The following is a 19115-nucleotide window of genomic DNA, read 5'->3' as shown; positions in this document are numbered from 1 at the left end:
GCTCGTTTCACGCGTATGGCAGGGCGATCAGGTCAGCCCTTCGGCCTTCATTGCTGCCTGCACCGCCGGGTCGGCCTGCATGCGCTGCTCGAAGCGGTCCAGCGCGTCCATGCCGGCCAGGTCGATCTTCAGGCCGCGGGCCCAGCGCAGGGTCACGAAGGTGTAGGCATCGGCGATGGAGGCGCGCGGCGTGCCGCCGAGCCAGTCAACCTGGGCCAGGCGGTCGTTGAGGCGCTGGTACAGGCCCTTGAGCTTGCTGCGGGCATTGTCCTGGGTACGGGCGATGACAGCTTCGTCTTCCAGGTACTTGGTCGCGCCGAAGATAGGGAAGTAGGTCGGGTGCAGGTCGGCATTGACGAAGGACAACCAGCGGTTGACCTCGGCGCGGGTACGCGCGTCGCTGCCGCCGTCCAGGCCAGCGGCGGGTGCCTTGTCGCAGATGTAATGCAGGATGGCGGCGTTCTGGGTCAGTACCCAGCCATCGTCTTCCAGCACCGGCACGGCGCCGGCCGGGTTCATCTTCAGGTATTCGGGCGACTTCATCGTGGCGTGGTCCACGATCTGCACTTCGAACGGCAGGCCCGACCAGATCAGGGCGATATGGTCGGCCAGCGAACAGGCACCGGGCTTGCTGTAGAGCTTCATCAGGGGCTACCTCGGGGTGTTGAGACCCCGACATTATCGCCACAAGCGTGTTGCACAGTGTGCACGCAGGTAGCAGACAGCTGGCGCCCCGCTGACGCGGCTTCAGTGCGCTCAGGAAGCGCGTGGCTTCAGCGACTGCACCTTATAGAAGGTATGTCCGCCGATGATGGCCACCTGGTAGGCATTGCGCCAGCTCGGGCTGGCGATGGCGTGGGCGGCGAAATGGCTGGCGCCGGGCACGATCTCCTTGCGCTGGCCATTGGGCAGGGCCCAGTTGCGCTCGGCGGCAAAGGCCACGTCGACAGCTTCGGCCCAGGCATCGTTGTTGCGCAGCTGGGTGCCGGGGGCAACCAGGGTCGGGGCGAACTGCTTGCGGGCAGTGACCACCTGGCACATCGAGTCACCCCACAGGCCGCTGTCCAGCCGCCGCAGGGCGACTTCGGCCACGGCCTGCTGGCCGCGAAGGGTCTGGTCGCGGGCTTCCAGGTATACGGTCGTGCTCAGGCACAACGAATCGGCTGCAGGTTGCGGCAACATCTGCGACAACCAAAGAATCCAAGCCAGTTTCATAAATCTCCTTGCTCCGTTTGGGCCGCAGCCGACCTGCCTCCCTCAAGGGAGCCGGACAACACTGCGACTTGGCGTTATGGGGAGGCGGCCGTGGCATCGGGGCCGCCCCGTGGGCAGCCCCAATAGATTGTGGGAGGGCTGCGCCTTGCTCACCAGAACTGGTGGGTGAGCGGAAGTTGGCGCAAGTTAGGGGGCGAACCCCAAACTCATCCTGAACGGCGATTGTTGACATTCAGGTTTGTTGCTGGGGTCCTTTTTGCCACGGGTCCGCGCATTCAGCTTTTTCAGGGCACACCGGCGAGGCGATTCGAGGTCGCGTTGATCAAGACCTGGGTGTCGAAATATTGCGAGATTCATCACGCTTTTTGCGAGTTGCAGCCAATGCGAGCGCATTGCCGCCGGCCGCATCGCTTGTCATTTCTCCGGCTGCAATGCCGGCAAGGTTTTGCCGACCATCGGTAGCCCGGGTAAGCGCAGCGCACCCGGGATTGCATGGTGGTCTCTCAGCTGACACGTTGGCCGATCATCCCGGGTGCGCTGCGCTTACCCGGGCTACGTTGTTGTCCTCTGGTTTTTCGCTTGCGGTTGCTTGCTCAAAGAGCAGCAGCGACCCGGCTGCCCTGGTCGATCGCACGCTTGGCGTCCAGCTCGGCGGCGACATCGGCACCGCCGATGATGTGCACGCTGCGACCGGCGGCCTGCAGTGCATCGGCCAGTTGGCGGCGCGGAGTCTGGCCGGCGCAGACCACCACCGTGCCCACGTCGAGCAGCTGCTCCTGGCCGTCGATGCGGATGCGCAGGCCGGCGTCGTCCACACCGAGGTATTCCACGCCGCCGAGCATCTTCACGCCCTTGGCCTTGAGTGTGGCGCGGTGGATCCAGCCGGTGGTCTTGCCCAGCTTTGCGCCCGGCTTGCCGGGGCTGCGCTGCAGCAGCCAGACCTTGCGGGCGGGCGCTTCGGGCTGCGGCTTGGCCAGCGCGCCTCGGCTTTCAAAACTGGCATCCACGCCCCATTCGGCCATCCAGCGGGCGGGGTCCAGCGCAGGCGAGGGGCCTTCGTGCACCAGGAACTCGCCGACATCGAAGCCAATGCCGCCAGCGCCGATGATGGCCACCTTGTCGGCGGCCTTTACCCGTCCCAGCAACACGTCGAGATAGCTGACCACCATCGGGTGATCGGCACCGGCGAAGCTGACCTTGCGCGGGCTGATGCCGGTGGCCACCACCACTTCGTCGAAATCGGCCAGCGTGTTCACATCCGCTGGCGTGTCCAGGCGCACGTTGACCCCGGTTTCGGCCAGCTTGTGGCGGAAATAGCGCAGGGTTTCGTGGAACTCCTCCTTGCCGGGGATGCGCTTGGCCACGTTGAACTGGCCGCCGATTTCCGAGGCTGCATCAAACAGGGTGACCTGGTGGCCGCGCTCGGCCGCCACCGTGGCGCAGGCCAGGCCGGCCGGGCCGGCACCCACCACGGCGACGCGTTTGGCGGCGGTGGTGGGCTGATAGACCAGTTCGGTCTCGTGCGCGGCGCGCGGGTTGACCAGGCAGCTGGCGCGCTTCTGCTGGAACACATGGTCCAGGCAGGCCTGGTTGCAGGCGATGCAGGTATTGATCGCCTCGGGCTTGCCGGCCTTGGCCTTGGCCGGCCACTGCGGGTCGGCCAGCAGTGGTCGGGCCAGCGACACCATATCGGCGCCGCCACCGGCGAGGATGCCTTCGGCGACATCGGGCATGTTGATGCGGTTGGTGGCAATCAGCGGAATGCCGACATGCGGCTTGAGCTTGGCGGTGACGCCGGCAAAGGCGGCGCGCGGCACCGAGGTGGCGATGGTGGGAATGCGCGCCTCGTGCCAGCCGATACCGGAGTTGATCAGAGTCGCGCCGGCCGCTTCGATGGCCTGGGCCTGCTGCACGATTTCCTGCCAGTTGCTGCCGTCCTCGACCAGGTCCACCAGCGACAGCCGGTAGATGATGATGAAGTCCGGGCCACAGGCCTCGCGGATACGGCGCACGATTTCCACCGCAAAGCGCATGCGCTTGGCCGCGTCGCCGCCCCAGGCATCGTTGCGGCCATTGGTGCGCGGGGCGATGAATTCATTGATCAGATAGCCTTCCGAGCCCATCACCTCGACGCCGTCGTAGCCGGCATCCCGCGCATATCTGGCGGCGCGGGCGTAATCGGCGATATGCCGTTCGACGCCGCCGGCCGACAACGCGCGCGGGGTGAACGGGTTGATCGGCGCCTTGCGCTTGGACGGGGCCACCTGCAGCGGGTGGTAGCCGTAGCGGCCGGCGTGCAGCAGCTGCAGGCAGATCTTGGCGCCGTGGGAATGCACGGCGGCGGTCACCGGCCGGTGGCGGCTGACTTCCCAAGGCCAGGACAGCTTGCTGCCGAACGGGGCCAGCCAGCCGACCACGTTGGGCGCAAAGCCGCCGGTGACCAGCAGGGCCGCGCCGCCTGCCGCGCGCTCACCGAAGTAGGCGGCCAGCTTGGGGAAGTCGCGGGCATGGTCCTCAAGCCCGGTATGCATCGAGCCCATCAGGATGCGGTTGCGCAGCTGGGTGTAGCCCAGATCCAGCGGGGCGAACAGATGCGGGTAGGCGGTGTCGGTGGCTGGCGTCATGCTGGATACGCTTGCGTATGGAATGGCCCATTCTGACTGGCAATCGGGCTGGCCTCAATCCTTGCCCTGGCGGCCATGTCACGGCGGTGCAGCATTTGCTTCACGGCGTCATTACAATGCGCCTCCGCCGCCCGGCAACGGATTGTCTGTCGTGGGATACCCATGTCTGTAACCCCCCCCAATACGCTTCCTGTAAATCGCACAGCGCGCCTGTTGCCACGGCTGTGGCTGCTGGTGGCCGGCATGGCCATTCTGGGCGGGCTGGCCCGTCTGTTCCTGTGGTGGGACTACGCGGGCGCCGATCGTGGCCTGGCGCTGTTGTGGCCGGCGCTGGGGCGCGGGTTGCGTTATGACCTGGTCGCCGGCGCGATCGGCGCCAGCCTGGTGGGCTTGCTGATGGTGCCGGTATGGCTCAGCGGCCGGCGTGAATTGGCGATAAGGCTGGCGCAATGGCTGTCGTTGGCGCTGCTGATGCTGTTCGCCGTGCTTTCGGTCTGCGAACACTTCTATTACGGGTTCTACAAGACCCGCTTCGATCCCATCGTGTTCGGCATGTTCGAGGACGATACCGGCGCGATTCTGCAGACGGTATGGGACGACTACCCGGTTGTCTGGGGTGTGCTGGGTCTGCTGCTGGTGGGCGGCGCGCTGCGTTGGCTGATCCTGCGCGCAGGTGGCTGGCTGGCGTTGCATTGGCCGCGCGCTTCCGGGGCCTGGGGGCGGGCGTTGTTGCTGGTGCTGCAATGCGTGCTGCTGCTGTTGCTGGCGCGCGGCAGTGTCGGCAGTTTTCCGTTGATCCGCCGTGATGTGACCGTCTCGGCCGATCCCTTCGTCAATGCGCTGGTGCTGAATGCGCCGCTGACGCTGTACCGCGCCGCGCGCACCCGCGCCAACGAGACCGAGATCAGCGACGATCCCACGGTGGGGTTGAAGCGGCTGGGGTTTGCCGATCTTGCCGATGCCGCCAAGGCCGCCGGGCTGGGTTCGGCCGATCCGCAGCACATCGAGGCGGCGTTGTTCGCGCAGGCAGCGGGGCAGCCGCGCGCGCTGGCACAGTCACCGCACGTGGTGCTGGGCTTGCTGGAGTCATTCGGGCAGGACCTGCTGTACACCGATGGCCCAGGCAACGACATGCTGGGCCGCCTGCGTGGCGAATTGCCGACCGGGCAGCGGTTCGAGAATTTCATCGCAGGCCAGAACGGTACCCATCCGACTCTGGAGAACCTGCTGCTGGGTACGCCCATCACGCCGCTCACGCGGGGTCGCAATGCGCGGCTGGGGTTTGATACCGCCGCGGCGCTGCCGTTCCAGCGGGCCGGTTACCGCACCGTGTTCGTCTACGGCGGTGGCAGCGATTGGCGCGATATCGGCACCGCGCTGACCCATCAGGGTTTTGACCGGGTCTATGACGCGCGCGATATCAAACATCGGTTTGCCCAGGCCCACGGTACCGAGTGGGGGTTGTATGACGGCTGGCTGTTCCAGTTTGCGCAGGACCTGCTGGTCCAGGCCGATGCCCGTGGCGAACGTCTGTTCCTGGTACTGCTGACCACCAGCAATCATCCGCCGCATACGCTGGACACGCCACGCCGCGAGTACCCGCTGGATCCCGCTGCGCTGGGACCGCGCGCGCTGGCTGATCCCAAGCAATTGCGCATGATGTTGGCCACCTATCAATACCAGGCCGATGAACTGGGCGGCTTCCTGCAGCAGCTGCGCGAGCAGCCGTTGGGCGAGCGCACCATCGTGGCATTGGCAGGCGATCATAATCTGCGCTCGCATTACCGCTATGACCTGCCGGCCGAGCAGGTGGATGTGGATCGTGTGTTTGCCTGGATGCGGGTGCCAACGGCTTATGTGCCCAGCGGCAGCACCCCGGATACCACGGCCTTCGCCGGCCATGCGGACCTGGTGCCAACGCTGGTGGAACTGGCCTTGCCGGGGCAGCGTTACTTCGCCACCGGCCGCAACCTGTGGCAGCCCGCGCCCGATGGCGGCCAGGCCTTGGCCCAGTTTGATCGCATGTATACGCGCGCGGGCCTGTTGCTGCCCCTGGACAAGCCGCAACTGCACCGCTGGCGCGATCCGCGCCATCTGCAGGTGGAGGGCGTCGCGCCCGATGCGGGCAGTGCGGCGCAGGCACGGCAGGCCGCTGCCTGGGTCGCGCTGCGCGATTGGCACATCCGGCAACAGGTATTGCGCCTGCGCGGCTGACCCGCGCAGGCCGCTGCGGCGGTCAGTTCAGTTGCCGGGCGTGGCCACCACCGCCCGCCGCTGCCGATCGAACAAAGGCAGGGTGATACCGCACAACGGCCCGATCAACAGCGCAAAGGCCAGCGTGCCCCAGCCGACATTGCCGCCCAGCGACCAGCCCACCGCCAGTGCGCTGGCTTCGATCAGGCTGCGTACCTTCCATATCGGCCAGCCGGTACGGGCGTGCAGGCCGGTCATCAGGCCGTCGCGTGGGCCCGGCCCAAAGCGCGCGCCGATATACAGCCCGGTGGCGATGGCAAGCAGCAGCAAACCGGCTGCAAACAACAGCAACTGCCATTGCAGGCCGTGCGCGGCCGGCAGCAGGTTCAGCCCGAGCTGGGCGCTGGGGCCGATCAGCAGCACGTTGAGCACGGTGCCCAGCCCGGGTTTCTGGCGCAGCGGCAGCCACATCAACAGCACGCAGACCCCCACGATATTGGTGACCAGGCCAAAGCCCCAGCCGCTGCGCAGGGCGATGCCCTGGCTCAACACATCCCAGGGCGCGATGCCGATGCCGGCACGGATCATCAGCGCGGAGGCGATACCAAACAGGAACAGCCCCAGCAGCAACTGCAGCAGGCGTGAGACAAGATTCAAGGGCGGCATGTGGGTCTGATCGAGGTTGCGGGGCGTGACAACGGAAAGCTGCGCCGTGGCCACAAGGCACGACGGCGCAGGCGAGGCGGGCGTGGCCTCAGTCCCAGCCTTCCAGGGCCAGTTTGCCGATGCTGCGGCCGGCTTCCAGCTGGCGATGGGCCTGGCGCAGGTTGGCGGCATTGATGGTGCCCAGGCGCTGGCTCAGGGTGGTGCGCAGTTCACCGGCGTCGATCAGGCTGGCCGCACGGGTCAGGATGCGGTGCTGCTCGATCATGTCGGCGGTGCGGAAGCGGGCGCGGGTAAACATGAATTCCCAATGGATGCCGATGCATTTGGCTTTATAGGGATCACCGATGCGCAGCTCGCCGGCCGGTTCCACGATCAGCCCGACATGGCCCTGCGGCGCCAGCAGCTCGCCCAGCTGTTGCCAGTACAGGTCGGTATTGGCCAGGTTGAGCGCCGCATCCACGGTGTGGATGTCCAGCGCCTGCAGCTGTGCCGCCAGCGGCTGGCGGTGGTCGATGACATGGCTGGCGCCCATCTGCAGGCACCACTGCGCGCTCTCCGGGCGCGAGGCGGTTGCCACCACGGTGAAGCCGGCATGTTGCCCAAGCTGGATGGCCATCGAGCCCACGCCGCCGGCGCCGCCGATCACCAGCAGGGTTTTGCCGACATGGCGGCGCCCGTCCAGTTGAAAGGGCATGCGCTGGAACAGTAGCTCCCAGGCGGTGAGTGTGGTCAGCGGCAAGGCCGCGGCTTCGGCGAAGTCCAGCGTGGTCGGCTTGCGCCCGACCAGGCGCTCGTCCACCAGCTGCAACTGCGCGTTGCAGCCCGGGCGGGTCACATCGCCGGCGTAATAAACCTCATCACCCACCTCGAAGGCGGTGACCTGCGGGCCGACCGCGACCACCGTGCCTGCCGCATCAAACCCCAATACCCGCGGTGGGTTTTCTTCGCCAGGTTTAGGGCCGCGCAGTTTGGTGTCCACAGGATTAATGGAAACAGCCTGAATCTGAACCAGCAGATCCTGTCCTTGCGGTGGCGCCGGCGCGGGCAGGTCCAGATCAAGCAGCGCGTCGGCTTCATCGATCGGAAGATAGCGGGTCAGGCCGATTGCTTTCATGCGGAAAAGTTCCGTAACGGGGGAGCAAAATCATCATACCCAGCAAACGGTTCAGCTGGCGCTAACCGGCGGTGCAAGCCCCGTTTATTAAGGGTTTGTCATATAAAACCAGCTGCATTGCAGCAATTTACCCGGAAGCCTTGCGACAGCTCACTCTTGCGTCCTTTGACCAAGCTGTATACGTTGCGCCAAGCCGGACACGTAGAGGTCTGGTGGTCGCGTCATTTGTTATAAGGCTGTTAACATCGTCTTCACGGCCAAGCGCATAATGTGCACCGCGATGGCGTGAGGAAACGGCCGTCTCTGAACGCGACGAAGATTATCGCTGTGCTGGACCATGCCTCTACCGGTTTCATACCCCCGAAACAAGGAGCTGTATTTCATGAACAAGAAGATCCTTACTGCCGCGCTGCTGGGTGGTCTGGCTTTTGCCCAGGCCGCTTCGGCTCAGGAATTTGACGACCGCTGGTACCTGACCGGTTCGGCCGGCTTCAACTTCCAGGACGGCGACCGTGGCACCAACGACGCTCCGTTCGCCACGCTGGGTCTGGGCAAGTTCATCAGCCCGAACTGGTCGCTGGACGGTGAACTGAACTATCAGAACCCGAACTTCGACGACAACCAGGATCAGAACTGGTCGCAGTACGGCGTTTCGCTGGACCTGCGTCGCCACTTCATCCAGGAAGGCCGTGGCTGGAACCCGTACCTGCTCGCAGGCCTGGGCTACCAGAAGTCGGAAGAAGAGTACCTGTCCGGCGCTGAGCTGAAGGACCGCAAGGACGGCAACCTGGCCGCCAAGGTCGGCGTGGGTCTGCAGACCACGTTCGAAAAGCGCGTCGCCGTGCGTGCTGAACTTGCTTACCGCGCTGACTTCGACGACCAGAGCATTGCTCCGCGCGCCAATGGCGGCAAGGAACAGGATTGGTTCGGCGACGTGCTGGCTTCGGTCGGTGTCGTGATTCCGCTGGGCCCGGCTCCGATGGCTGCTGTTGCTCCGGCACCGGCTCCGGTTGCTCCGAGCTGCGCAGACCTGGATGACGACGGTGACGGCGTCAACAACTGCGACGACAAGTGCCCGACCTCGCAGCCTGGCCAGACCATTGGTCCGGACGGTTGCCCGGTGCCGGTCTCGATCGATCTGAAGGGTGTCAACTTCGATTTCGACAAGGCCACCCTGCGTTCGGACGCCGTGTCGATCCTGAGCGAAGCCACCGAGATCCTGAAGCGTTACCCGGATCTGCGCGTTGAAGTTGCCGGTCACACCGATTCGAAGGGTACCGACGCTTACAACCAGAAGCTGTCCGAGCGTCGCGCCAAGGCTGTGTACGACTACCTGACCACCAATGGTGTGTCGGCGTCGCGCCTGCAGGGCCCGATCGGCTACGGCGAGAGCCGTCCGATTGCTCCGAACACCAATGCTGATGGTTCGGACAACCCGGAAGGTCGCGCAAAGAACCGTCGTACCGAGCTGAACGTCCAGAACTAATCGGACGCGTTGGTTCAAGTACTTCGTTTCAGAACAAGGCCCGGCATCTGCCGGGCCTTGTTTTTTTTTGTGCCTGCAGCTTTTCCAGTGCCGAATTTGTGTGACGCCGGCATGCAATCGCAGCTTGCGCGCATATAACGGTTGAAAGCATTGCGGGTGCTGCCTACACTCGCCGCGTTAACTTGTCGAATGGAAATCCAATGCTGCGTATCGCTCTGGCTGGTCTTGTCGCCCTGGCATCTGTGCCTGCCGCCCAGGCAGCCGTGGATTGTTCGGCCACTGCGGTAACGCCTGCGCCGCTGGCGACCTCGCTGATTGCTCCGGTGGCTTCGGAGCTGTATGTGCGCCCCGGTCAGCTGGGCATGCCGTCGGGCGTATTGAGCTCGCCCGGTGGTGATGAGCAGTCGCTGGACCGCGTGTTGATGCGTCTGCGCGTGGAAAGCTGCAACAACGTCGCCAGCGCCATCCCGGCGCGCCCGGCAATCAACGCCAACGATCCGGCGGCCTACAAGCCGCAGACCGAGTTCGACAACACGCCGTGGCGTTTTGACATGAGCCAGAACGGCAAGCGCATGACCGCCGAAGAATTTGATGCCTGGATGAAGGCGCGTGGCGTGCGCGTGGTCAAGGCACGTCCGGTCGCGACCGATCCGGCCGCCGCACCCGCTGCCGCGCAGCCGGCGACCGAGGTCAAGTAAGGCGGCACTGGCCGCTCGCAACCGCAATGGCGTCGTCCAAGCCTCCGCGTCACCCGCACGCCCGCCGCGCAACGCCCGGCGGGCGTTTGCTTTCGCGCGCGCCCGGCAACGCCGCACGTGCTGCCAAGGCGGCGCCGGCAGGGCAGCGGCATGGTCTGGCGCGGGTGCTGTCCAAGGCGGGTGTGTGTTCGCGCACAGAGGCTGCGCGGCGGGTACTTGATGGTCGCGTCAGTGTCGATGGCAGGGTGGTGCGTGACCCGGAGTTTCCGGTGGTCGCTGGCCGTCAGAAGGTATTGCTGGACGGGCAACCGCTGACAGCAGCCAAGCGCCTGTACCTGGCCTTGAACAAGCCGCGTGGTCTGCTGACCACGGTGCAGGACGAGCAGGGCCGCGATACCGTCTATCAGTGCTTTGAAGGTGCCGGCTTGCCGTGGATGGCGCCGGTCGGCCGCCTGGACAAGGCCAGCGAAGGCCTGCTGTTCTTCAGCAACGATCCGGAATGGGCAGCGCGGCTTACCGAACCCAGTACCGGTCCCTTGAAAACCTATCGGGTACAGGTGGATGCTGTGCCCGATGCGGCGCTGCTGGAACGCATGCACGCAGGCATTGAGGATGAGGGTGAGCACCTGGCTGCGCATTCGGTGCAGTTGCTGCGCCATGGCGGGCGCACCGCGTGGCTGGAGGTGGTGTTGGATGAAGGCCGCAACCGGCATATCCGGCGTCTGCTGAAGGCGCTGGGCCTGGAGGTGCTGCGCTTGATGCGGGTAGCCATCGGGCCGGTGCCCTTGGGCGAACTGGGCAAGGGCCAATGGCGTGAATTGAGCGAGGACGAGCTGAATGCGCTGCAGGCTGCCAGCAAAGCTGTGCATGCCAGTGAGCGTGACTAAGTTCAATTAATTCAGGTAAATAGCTGTACTTGCTCAGATGGTGCATTAGACTGCGAGTCTAATTACTTGAGGTTACTGCCATGCAAGCTCTTACCCGCGTCTCTGGCATCGTTCTCATGGCGGCTTCGGTGGTGGTGTTGGCTGGCTGTGCTTCCTCGGGCAAAAAGACGGCGAAGAACGACGACAAGCCGATCGAAGTGCGGGTGGAAACGGCGGTTGCCGACAAGGACGCGCTGGGCAATTACCGTTTCATGATGCAGCAGGGCGATCAGAAGATGAGCGCCGATCAGTTTGATGCGTGGATGAAGGCCAACGGCATCCGCGTGGCCAAGGGCGCCGCAGCGCCGGCACCAGCCAAGAAGAACTGAGAGCAGCACGTTGTTGTAGGAGCGGCGTAAGCCGCGAAGCTGGCAATCTCGAAATCACAGGTATGCCTTCGATCGGATCGGCCGCTTGCTTCGCGGCTTACGCCGCTCCTACACGATGCGATCCACCGGCAATGCACCGGTCGGTCGTACAAAACAGAACAGGCGCCTTTCGGCGCCTGTTCTGCATTCAAACCCGGGCCAATCCTCAGCCCTTGATCACACCCAGTTCCAGGCCAATGCGGGTGAAGGCATCGATCGCGCGGTCCAGGTGCGCGCGGCTGTGGGCGGCGCTGATCTGGGTGCGGATGCGGGCCTGGCCCTTGGGCACGACCGGGAAGAAGAAGCCGATCGCATAGATGCCTTCTTCCAGCAGGCGCTGGGCGAACTTCTGCGCCAGCGGTGCGTCGTACAGCATCACCGGGCTGATCGGGTGCACGCCAGGCTTCACGTCGAAACCGGCCGCGGTCATCTTCTCGCGGAAGTAGGCGGTGTTCTCGCGCAGCGTTTCGCGCAGGTCATCGGCCGCGGCCAGCATCTCGAACGCCTTGATGCCGGCAGCCACCACGTGCGGCGGCAGCGAGTTGGAGAACAGGTAGGGGCGCGAACGCTGACGCAGCAGTTCCACCACCTCGGCGCTGGCGCAGGTGAAGCCGCCCAGTGCGCCGCCCATGGCCTTGCCCAGGGTGCCGGTGATGATGTCGATCTTGTCCAGCGCGCCCTTCACTTCGGCCGAACCACGGCCAGTCGCACCGAGGAAGCCCGTGGCGTGGCATTCGTCGATGTGCACCAGGGCGTTGTACTTCTTGGCCAATGCGGTGATTTCATCGAGCGGGGCGATGAAGCCGTCCATCGAGAACACGCCGTCGGTGGTGATCAGCTTGGTCCTGCAGCCGGCGGCATCGGCAGCCTGCAGCTGCGCTTCCAGGTCGGCCATGTCGCAGTTGGCGTAGCGGAAACGCTTGGCCTTGCACAGGCGCACGCCGTCGATGATGGAGGCATGGTTCAGCGCATCGGAAATGATGGCGTCGTTCTCGCCCAGCAGCGGCTCGAACAGGCCGCCATTGGCATCGAAGCAGGCCGCATACAGGATGGTGTCGTCCTTGCCGAAGAACTCGGCAATCTGCTTTTCCAGCTGCTTGTGCAGGTCCTGGGTGCCGCAGATGAAACGCACCGAGGCCATGCCGAAGCCATGGCTGTCCAGCGCGTCCTTGGCCGCCTGGATCAGGTCCGGGTGGTCGGCCAGGCCCAGGTAGTTGTTGGCACAGAAATTCAGCACGGTGCGGCCGTCGTCCAGGGTGATCTCGGCCGACTGCGGGCTGGTGATGATGCGTTCGGACTTGAACAGCCCCTGCGCGCGGATGGCGTCCAGTTCCTCGGCGTAGTGCCGGGTCAGCGGGGAGGTGTTCGCGGTTTCGGTCATGGCAGGGTCTTGCGGTCAAGTGGAACGCCAATTTTAGCCTTCCGCGTGTCCTGGCGCTGTCTTCATGCGCAAAGGCTATAAGCGCCACGGTCTAAGTCATTTCTCGGTAATGGGTGTGCACCCGCAGCATCGACTGCACACCCACCCACCAGGAGATACCGATGACCCATGCACGCCCCCCATTCACCCTGCCGACCAGGAAGCTGTTGTCCCTCAGCCTGGCCCTGGCGGGGTGTGGGGCGGGGTCATCGGCACAGGCACAGCAGCTCACCGTCGAGCAGTTGCAGGAGCGTCTGCAGCGGCTGGAACGGCTTGCCGGCGTCAGCGATGGCACAACCGAAGGCGTGGGCCTGGCCGATCTGGACCAGCGCCTGCGCATCCTCGAGCGTCGGCTTGAGCTGGCAGAAGAAGAGCGCGTTGCCGCCGCCAAGAGCGCACCGAAGATTGCCATCGACCAGAAGGGCGCATCGTTCAAATCCGGCGACGGCAATTACGAGCTGAAGCTGCGCGGCCTGCTGCAGGGCGATGCGCGGGTGTTCATCGGTGGCGATGCCAACCAGAACGACACCTTCCTGCTGCGCACCGCACGGCCAACGCTGGAAGGCTCGCTCGGCAAGCTGGTGGCCTACCGCTTCACCCCGGAATTTGCCGGTGACAGTGCCAGCATCGTCGATGCCTACGCCGATCTGCGCTTCGATCCGGCTTATACGGTGCGGGTGGGCAAGTTCACCTCGCCGGTCGGTCTGGAACGCCTGCAGTCATCGTCGGCCCTGGTTGATGTGGAGCGCGCATTGGCCAGCGAACTGGCACCCAACCGCGACCTCGGCGTGCAGTTGCAGGGCGAAGTGGCCAAGGGCAGGTTCAGTTATGCGCTGGGCGTGTTCAACGGCACCGTCGATGGCCGCGATGCGGTCACCAGCAATCCGGATGATGACTTTGAATATGCCGGCCGCGTTTTCTTCGAGCCGCTCAAGGGCAGTGACAGTGCGTGGGCCGGGCTGGGTTTCGGTCTGGGTGCCAGCACTGGCGAAAAGCACGGCAGCGGCAACAACTTCCTGCCGCGTTATCGCACGCCGGGCCAGGCCACCTTCTTTGCCTATCGCAGCGCGGTGGCAGCCGATGGGGAGCACCGCCGCTGGTCACCGCAGGGTTGGTTCTACCGCAATGGCCTGGGCCTGCAGGCCGAGTACATCGCCTCGCAGCAGGAAGTGGCGCGCAATGGCATCCGCAAGCAGCTGGACAACCGTGCCTGGCAGGCCACCGCCAGCTATGTGCTGACGGGTGAGGATGCCAGCTTCCGCGGTGTCACCCCGTCGCATCCATTTGGAATCAATGGCGGGCACGGCGCGGTGGAACTGACCGCGCGTTATGGCGAGCTGGAGATCGACGATGCCGCGTTCCCGTTCTATGCCGATCCCACGGTGTCGGCGTCCAAGGCGCGTTCTTGGACGCTGGGTGCCAACTGGTACCTGACCGCCAACCTCAAGCTGGCGACCAACTACCTGCAGACCCGTTTTGATGCGGCTTCCGCTGGCGCGAAGTTGCCCGATGAAAAAGCTGTTTTCTCGCGCCTGCAAGTTTCCTTCTGACGGAGAGCCCTGATGACGCAGTCTTTCGTTTCACGCCTTGCCAGCGCAGCGCTGGCCTTCACCCTCACCTTGACCGCCGGCGCCGCGTTCGCCCGCGACGTGCAGCTGCTCAATGTGTCTTATGACCCCACCCGCGAGCTGTACCGCGATTTCAACGCGGCCTTTGCCAAGCACTGGAAGGAAACCAAGGGCGACAACGTCACTATCGAAACCTCGCACGGCGGCTCCGGCAAGCAGGCGCGTGCGGTGATCGATGGCATCGAGGCCGACGTGGCGACGCTGGCCCTGGCCTATGACGTGGACGCCATCGCCGACAAGGCCAAGCTGCTGCCGGCCAACTGGGAGAGCCGTCTGCCTGACAACAGTGCGCCGTACACCTCGACCATCGTGTTCCTGGTGCGCAAGGGCAACCCCAAGGGCATCCGCGACTGGCCGGACCTGCTGCGCAGCGGTGTATCGGTGGTGACGCCGAACCCGAAGACCTCCGGTGGCGCACGCTGGAACTATCTCGCCGCGTGGGCCTATGCCGATCACATCTTCAAGGGTGACCGCGACAAGATCCTGAACTACATGCGCGCGCTGTTCCGCAACGTGCCGGTGCTCGATACCGGCGCGCGTGGCGCCACCACCACCTTTGTCCAGCGCGGCATCGGTGATGTGCTGTTGGCCTGGGAAAACGAAGCCTTCCTTGCCCAGGAAGAACTGGGCCCGGACAAGTTCGAGATCGTGGTGCCGAGGCTGTCGATCCTGGCCGAACCATCGGTGGCGCTGCTGGACCGCAACGTCGACCGCCACGGCACCCGCGATGTCGCCCAGGCCTACCTGCAATACCTGTACTCGCCGGAAGGCCAGCGCATCGCCGCGCGCCATTACTACCGCCCGCGTTCACCGCAATACGCCGCGCCGGCCGACGTTGCCCGCTTCCCGCAGGTTGAGCTGGTCACCATTCGTAGTGCCTTTGGTTCGTGGGCGCGCGCGCAGTCCGAGCACTTCGCCGATGGCGGCGTCTTCGATCAGATCCAGGCGAGCAAGTAGGCCGTGTCAGCAAGCGCACAAACACTGCAAGCACGTGTGCGACGCCAACGCCGGGTACTGCCCGGCTTTGGTCTTGGCATGGGCATCACCTTGTTCTGGTTGGGGCTGATCGTCCTGATTCCCTTGTTGGGCGTGTTCCTCAAGGCCGCGGGACTGGGCTTGGGCGGGATCTGGCAGATATGGACCGAGCCTCGCGTGCTGGCCGCATTGCGCCTGAGCTTCGGCACCGCGTTTGCGGCGGCTGCGTTCAATACGGTGATGGGGACCTGGGTGGCGTGGGTGTTCGTGCGCTACAACTTCCCCGGCCGGCGCCTGTTCGATGCGATGATCGACCTGCCGTTTGCGCTGCCGACCGCAGTGGCCGGCATCGCCTTGACGGCTTTGTATGGCGGCCAAGGCTGGATCGGCCAGTGGCTGGAGCCGCTGGGCATAAAAGTGGCTTACACGCCGCTGGGCATCGTGGTGGCGCTGGTGTTTGTCGGCCTGCCGTTCGTGGTGCGGATCGTGCAGCCGGTATTGGCCGAGGCCGAGCGTGAGTTCGAGGAGGCCTCGGCCACGCTCGGCGCCACCCGTTTCCAGACCATCGTGCGGGTGGTGCTGCCCAGCCTGTGGCCGGCGATGCTGACCGGTTTTGCCTTGGCATTCGCACGTGGCGTGGGCGAGTACGGCTCGGTGATTTTCATCGCCGGCAACATGCCCAGCGTCACCGAGATTGCGCCCTTGCTGATCACCATCCGTCTGGAGGAATTTGATTACGCCGGGGCAACCGCGATTGCCGGGGCGATGTTGCTGCTGTCGTTCGTGGTGCTGCTGCTGGTCAACAGCCTGCAAGCCTGGCTGCAACGCAGGGGCGCACGATGAACGAGCTGTTGTCGGAGTTGCCGGTGGCCATTGATCGCAACGAACGCGCCTCCCGGTTGCAACAGGTCACCAGCGAGCCGCGCTGGGTGCAGGTGCTGCTGATTCTGGGCGCACTTGGTTTCCTGTTGTCGTTCCTGCTGCTGCCGCTGCTGCTGGTGTTTGCCGAAGCCCTGCGCGGTGGTTTGCAGGCGTTCTGGGTGGCGATCAGCGACCCGGATGCCTTGTCCGCGATCCGCCTGACCTTGCTGGTGACGGCGGTTGTGGTGCCGTTGAATCTGATCTTCGGCGTGGCCGCCGCGTGGGTGGTCAGCAAGCACAATTTCCCCGGCAAACGCTGGCTGGTGACCCTGATCGACCTGCCGTTCTCGGTCTCGCCGGTGGTGGCGGGCCTGGTCTTCATTCTGTTGTTCGGTCGAGATGGCTGGTTCTGGCCGGTGATCGAGGACGGGCTGCGCCTGCACCTGCCGGTGCTGGGCGAAACCCTGCTGCAGCTGCCGCGCATCGTGTTCGCCATTCCCGGCATCGTCTTGGCAACGGTATTCGTCACCTTCCCGTTCATCGCGCGTGAGCTGATGCCGTTGATGGAACAGCAGGGCAGTGATGAAGAACTGGCTGCGCTGACCTTGGGCGCCAATGCCTGGCAGATGTTCTGGAAGGTCACCCTGCCGAACATCCGTTGGGGCCTGTTGTACGGCGTGCTGTTGTGCAGCGCGCGCGCCATGGGCGAGTTCGGCGCGGTCTCGGTGGTGTCCGGGCATATCCGTGGCCGCACCAATACGCTGCCGCTGCACGTTGAAATTCTCTACAACGAATACGCCTATAGCGCCGCGTTTGCCTGTGCATCGCTGTTGGCCGTCACTGCCTTGCTGACGCTGGTGGTGAAATCTTTCCTGGAGTGGCGCCACGGTCAGTCGCTGGCCGCCGCGCATCGCCATTGAGGTCGCAATGAACATACGCATACACAACCTGGGTAAACAGTACGGCGCATTCCCTGCACTGGATGGCGTCAGCCTTGATGTCCGCAGTGGTGAGCTGCTTGCGCTGCTTGGCCCGTCGGGCTCGGGCAAGACCACCTTGCTGCGCGCCATCGCCGGCCTGGAACACCCCGAGCGTGGGCAGATCCTGTTCGATGGCGAGGACGCCACCGGGCTGAGCGTGCAGGCGCGCCGCGCCGGTTTCGTGTTCCAGCATTACGCGTTGTTCAAGCACCTGGATGTGCGCGGCAATATCGCCTTCGGGCTGGAAGTCCGCCGTGGTGCCGAGCGTTGGTCGAAGTCGCGTATAAACGCCAAGGTCGATGAACTGCTGGCGCTGGTGCAGCTTGATGGGCTGGGTGGTCGCTATCCGGCGCAGCTGTCCGGTGGCCAGCGGCAACGCGTGGCGCTGGCCCGCGCGCTGGCGATCGAACCGCGTGTGCTGCTGCTGGACGAGCCCTTCGGCGCGCTGGACGCGCAGGTGCGACGCGACCTGCGCCGTTGGCTGCGTGAGCTGCATGACCGCACCGGTCTGACCACGGTGTTCGTCACCCACGATCAGGAAGAGGCGCTGGAGCTGGCCGACCGCGTGGCCATCCTCAATCGCGGCCGCATAGAGCAGGTGGGGACGCCGGGCGAGGTCTACGACCAGCCGGCCTCGCCCTTTGTCTACGGCTTTGTCGGCGAGGCCAACCGGTTGCCGGCGCGGGCGCAGGGGCAGGTGCTGGAAGTGGCGGGGGCGCAGTGGCCGCGTAACGTCGCAGTGCCGGAAGGGCAGGCGCTGGAGGTGTTCGTGCGCCCGGAGGACCTGGTGGTCGACGCCGACGGCGACTGGCAGGCCACGGTTGGGCTGGTGCAGCGCAGTGGCCCGCGCCAGCGGCTGCGGGCCCGGCTTGCCGGCGCAGCCAGCGACCTGGAAGTGGAATTGCCGGCTGGCGCGCCGGCGTATTCGCCGGGCCAGTCGATACGGCTCGGAGCCCGTCGTTACGGGGTGTTTCCGGCGGCGGCGGGGTAAAGCAGGCGGGCAGGGGGTAGCGATGATTGTTGCATCGCAATATCATTCCAGTTAAGAATTTGTTATCGGCCCTGTACAGGCGTCGGTCACCCCCCCACTACTGGAGAGATCTGCATGATGCACAGCAAGCGTCTTGTCGCCGTGGCCTGCGCCGCCCTGTTGTCCGTTTCCTTCGCCGCCAATGCCCAGGACAGCGAGGAGTCGACCTCCCCGTTCAGCGCCAGCTTCGGTGTGACCACCGACTACGTGTTCCGTGGTGTCTCGCAGACCGACAACGGCCCGGCATTCCAGGCCGGTGCCAACTACACCGCACCGTTCGGCCTGTATGCCGGCGTGTGGGGTTCCAACGTCGATTTCGGCGACGGTGGCCCGAACTTCGAAGTCGATTACACCATCGGCTGGAACAAGGACCTGACCGACAGCTGGAACCTGGACCTGGGTGTGAACCGTTACACCTACGAAGGTGCCTCCAGCGGCTACGGTGACATCGACTACAACGAATACCTGGCCAAGGTGACCTGGACCGGCCCGCTGACCGTCAGCGGCCTGCTGGGTTACGCCAACGACTACAGCAACACCGGTGCCAAGCAGACCTACAGCGCGCTGGAAGCCAGCTATGACATCGGCGAGACCGGTTTCTCGATCGGTGCATCGGCCGGTTACACCACCATCAAGGAAAAGGCCAACGAGTGGCCGCGCCGTGCTGATTACTACGACGGCTCGGTGTCGGTGTCCAAGACCTTTGGTCCGGCTACCGCCACCCTGGGTTACTACGACACCTTTGGTTCGGATGCGTCCGAGCTGCGTCGCGAGTCCGACACCTACAAGCCGGGCGTCGTGTTCACCGTGTCGGTGGACGTGCCCTGATCCACGCGTGATCGATGCAACGGAAAAAGGCGCCGAAAGGCGCCGTTTTCTGTAGTGGGGGGCCAAGGGGGGGCGGGGGGGGTTGGGGGATGGACGGTTGGGG

General features: G+C 64.9%; 17 protein-coding genes. 11 read left to right on the top strand and 6 right to left on the bottom strand.

Features of this window, described 5'->3' with window-relative positions; all coding sequences use genetic code 11:
* Window positions 1–27: 27 nt before the first annotated feature.
* From ACVOKO_RS17195 to ACVOKO_RS17185, 3 genes are all read right to left on the bottom strand, one after another.
* Window positions 28–645: a glutathione S-transferase family protein gene (locus ACVOKO_RS17195; RefSeq protein WP_346500185.1), complete on the bottom strand. Its 618-nt coding sequence runs from the start codon at window positions 643–645 to the stop codon at window positions 28–30.
* Between the two features lie 111 nt (window positions 646–756).
* Entirely contained in the window at window positions 757–1215 is a 459-nt protein-coding gene (locus ACVOKO_RS17190; protein WP_346500183.1) for a cell wall hydrolase, read from the bottom strand.
* A gap of 593 nt (window positions 1216–1808) precedes the next feature.
* On the bottom strand, window positions 1809–3839 hold the full coding sequence (locus ACVOKO_RS17185) for an FAD-dependent oxidoreductase (RefSeq protein ID WP_346500181.1): 2031 nt from the start codon (window positions 3837–3839) through the stop codon (window positions 1809–1811).
* Window positions 3840–4001: 162 nt separating this feature from the next.
* Here ACVOKO_RS17185 and ACVOKO_RS17180 point away from each other — a divergent pair, with 162 nt between their 5' ends.
* The gene (locus tag ACVOKO_RS17180) at window positions 4002–6053 is read left to right on the top strand and encodes an LTA synthase family protein (protein WP_346500179.1); all 2052 of its coding nucleotides are present in this window, start codon (window positions 4002–4004) and stop codon (window positions 6051–6053) included.
* 27 nt (window positions 6054–6080) lie between these two features.
* On the opposite strand, the gene yczE is transcribed toward ACVOKO_RS17180, so the two are convergent.
* Together yczE and ACVOKO_RS17170 are read right to left on the bottom strand one after the other, a co-directional pair.
* A complete protein-coding gene (gene yczE / locus ACVOKO_RS17175) occupies window positions 6081–6698 on the bottom strand; it encodes a membrane protein YczE (protein WP_346500177.1) in 618 nt (205 codons plus the stop codon).
* Between the two features lie 88 nt (window positions 6699–6786).
* Window positions 6787–7812 carry a zinc-binding alcohol dehydrogenase family protein gene (locus ACVOKO_RS17170; protein ID WP_346500175.1) on the bottom strand — a complete coding sequence of 342 codons (1026 nt, stop codon included), beginning with the start codon at window positions 7810–7812 and terminating at the stop codon, window positions 6787–6789.
* 382 nt (window positions 7813–8194) lie between these two features.
* On the opposite strand from ACVOKO_RS17170, the gene ACVOKO_RS17165 reads away from it, so the two are divergent.
* The 4 genes from ACVOKO_RS17165 (at window position 8195) to ACVOKO_RS17150 (ending at window position 11251) form a co-directional block, all read left to right on the top strand.
* Window positions 8195–9298 carry an OmpA family protein gene (locus tag ACVOKO_RS17165; protein ID WP_346500173.1) on the top strand — a complete coding sequence of 368 codons (1104 nt, stop codon included), beginning with the start codon at window positions 8195–8197 and terminating at the stop codon, window positions 9296–9298.
* Between the two features lie 200 nt (window positions 9299–9498).
* The gene (locus ACVOKO_RS17160; RefSeq protein WP_346500171.1) at window positions 9499–9996 is read left to right on the top strand and encodes a hypothetical protein; all 498 of its coding nucleotides are present in this window, start codon (window positions 9499–9501) and stop codon (window positions 9994–9996) included.
* Window positions 9997–10022: 26 nt separating this feature from the next.
* Window positions 10023–10883, top strand: coding sequence for a pseudouridine synthase (locus ACVOKO_RS17155; RefSeq protein ID WP_346500169.1), 861 nt, complete (start codon window positions 10023–10025; stop codon window positions 10881–10883).
* Window positions 10884–10963: 80 nt separating this feature from the next.
* Window positions 10964–11251 carry a hypothetical protein gene (locus ACVOKO_RS17150; protein WP_346500167.1) on the top strand — a complete coding sequence of 96 codons (288 nt, stop codon included), beginning with the start codon at window positions 10964–10966 and terminating at the stop codon, window positions 11249–11251.
* A gap of 205 nt (window positions 11252–11456) precedes the next feature.
* On the opposite strand, the gene kbl is transcribed toward ACVOKO_RS17150, so the two are convergent.
* Complete coding sequence (gene kbl, locus ACVOKO_RS17145) at window positions 11457–12671, bottom strand: glycine C-acetyltransferase (protein ID WP_346500165.1); 1215 nt, start codon at window positions 12669–12671, stop codon at window positions 11457–11459.
* 161 nt (window positions 12672–12832) lie between these two features.
* On the opposite strand from kbl, the gene ACVOKO_RS17140 reads away from it, so the two are divergent.
* The 6 genes from ACVOKO_RS17140 (at window position 12833) to ACVOKO_RS17115 (ending at window position 19012) form a co-directional block, all read left to right on the top strand.
* Entirely contained in the window at window positions 12833–14260 is a 1428-nt protein-coding gene (locus ACVOKO_RS17140) for an OprO/OprP family phosphate-selective porin (RefSeq protein ID WP_346500163.1), read from the top strand.
* 12 nt (window positions 14261–14272) lie between these two features.
* Window positions 14273–15295: a sulfate ABC transporter substrate-binding protein gene (locus ACVOKO_RS17135; RefSeq protein WP_346500160.1), complete on the top strand. Its 1023-nt coding sequence runs from the start codon at window positions 14273–14275 to the stop codon at window positions 15293–15295.
* A 36-nt stretch (window positions 15296–15331) separates the two neighbouring features.
* Entirely contained in the window at window positions 15332–16156 is an 825-nt protein-coding gene (gene cysT, locus ACVOKO_RS17130; protein ID WP_430980809.1) for a sulfate ABC transporter permease subunit CysT, read from the top strand.
* A complete protein-coding gene (gene cysW / locus ACVOKO_RS17125; protein ID WP_346500156.1) occupies window positions 16153–17094 on the top strand; it encodes a sulfate ABC transporter permease subunit CysW in 942 nt (313 codons plus the stop codon). The genes cysT and cysW overlap by 4 nt, the downstream gene beginning before the upstream one ends.
* Before the next feature lie 7 nt (window positions 17095–17101).
* Window positions 17102–18145, top strand: a complete 1044-nt coding sequence (locus tag ACVOKO_RS17120; RefSeq protein WP_346500154.1) for a sulfate/molybdate ABC transporter ATP-binding protein — start codon at window positions 17102–17104, stop codon at window positions 18143–18145.
* A 114-nt stretch (window positions 18146–18259) separates the two neighbouring features.
* Window positions 18260–19012, top strand: coding sequence for a TorF family putative porin (locus tag ACVOKO_RS17115; protein ID WP_346500152.1), 753 nt, complete (start codon window positions 18260–18262; stop codon window positions 19010–19012).
* Window positions 19013–19115 lie beyond the last annotated feature (103 nt).

Source organism: Stenotrophomonas sp. STEN240 (assembly GCF_056756175.1).
Note: the sequence above shows the minus strand (reverse complement) of the source record. Positions and strands in the feature narration are given on the sequence as shown.

Bases quoted from the DNA above. Each gene is read 5' to 3' on its own strand.
- kbl (WP_346500165.1), bottom strand. From the start codon at position 12,671: ATGACCGAAACCGCGAACACCTCCCCGCTGACCCGGCACTACGCCGAG.
- ACVOKO_RS17120 (WP_346500154.1), top strand. From the start codon at position 17,102: ATGAACATACGCATACACAACCTGGGTAAACAGTACGGCGCATTCCCT.
- ACVOKO_RS17140 (WP_346500163.1), top strand. From the start codon at position 12,833: ATGACCCATGCACGCCCCCCATTCACCCTGCCGACCAGGAAGCTGTTG.
- ACVOKO_RS17135 (WP_346500160.1), top strand. From the start codon at position 14,273: ATGACGCAGTCTTTCGTTTCACGCCTTGCCAGCGCAGCGCTGGCCTTC.
- ACVOKO_RS17170 (WP_346500175.1), bottom strand. From the start codon at position 7,812: ATGAAAGCAATCGGCCTGACCCGCTATCTTCCGATCGATGAAGCCGAC.
- cysW (WP_346500156.1), top strand. From the start codon at position 16,153: ATGAACGAGCTGTTGTCGGAGTTGCCGGTGGCCATTGATCGCAACGAA.
- ACVOKO_RS17180 (WP_346500179.1), top strand. From the start codon at position 4,002: ATGTCTGTAACCCCCCCCAATACGCTTCCTGTAAATCGCACAGCGCGC.
- yczE (WP_346500177.1), bottom strand. From the start codon at position 6,698: ATGCCGCCCTTGAATCTTGTCTCACGCCTGCTGCAGTTGCTGCTGGGG.
- ACVOKO_RS17160 (WP_346500171.1), top strand. From the start codon at position 9,499: ATGCTGCGTATCGCTCTGGCTGGTCTTGTCGCCCTGGCATCTGTGCCT.
- ACVOKO_RS17185 (WP_346500181.1), bottom strand. From the start codon at position 3,839: ATGACGCCAGCCACCGACACCGCCTACCCGCATCTGTTCGCCCCGCTG.
- ACVOKO_RS17195 (WP_346500185.1), bottom strand. From the start codon at position 645: ATGAAGCTCTACAGCAAGCCCGGTGCCTGTTCGCTGGCCGACCATATC.
- ACVOKO_RS17165 (WP_346500173.1), top strand. From the start codon at position 8,195: ATGAACAAGAAGATCCTTACTGCCGCGCTGCTGGGTGGTCTGGCTTTT.
- ACVOKO_RS17115 (WP_346500152.1), top strand. From the start codon at position 18,260: ATGATGCACAGCAAGCGTCTTGTCGCCGTGGCCTGCGCCGCCCTGTTG.
- ACVOKO_RS17190 (WP_346500183.1), bottom strand. From the start codon at position 1,215: ATGAAACTGGCTTGGATTCTTTGGTTGTCGCAGATGTTGCCGCAACCT.
- ACVOKO_RS17155 (WP_346500169.1), top strand. From the start codon at position 10,023: ATGGCGTCGTCCAAGCCTCCGCGTCACCCGCACGCCCGCCGCGCAACG.
- ACVOKO_RS17150 (WP_346500167.1), top strand. From the start codon at position 10,964: ATGCAAGCTCTTACCCGCGTCTCTGGCATCGTTCTCATGGCGGCTTCG.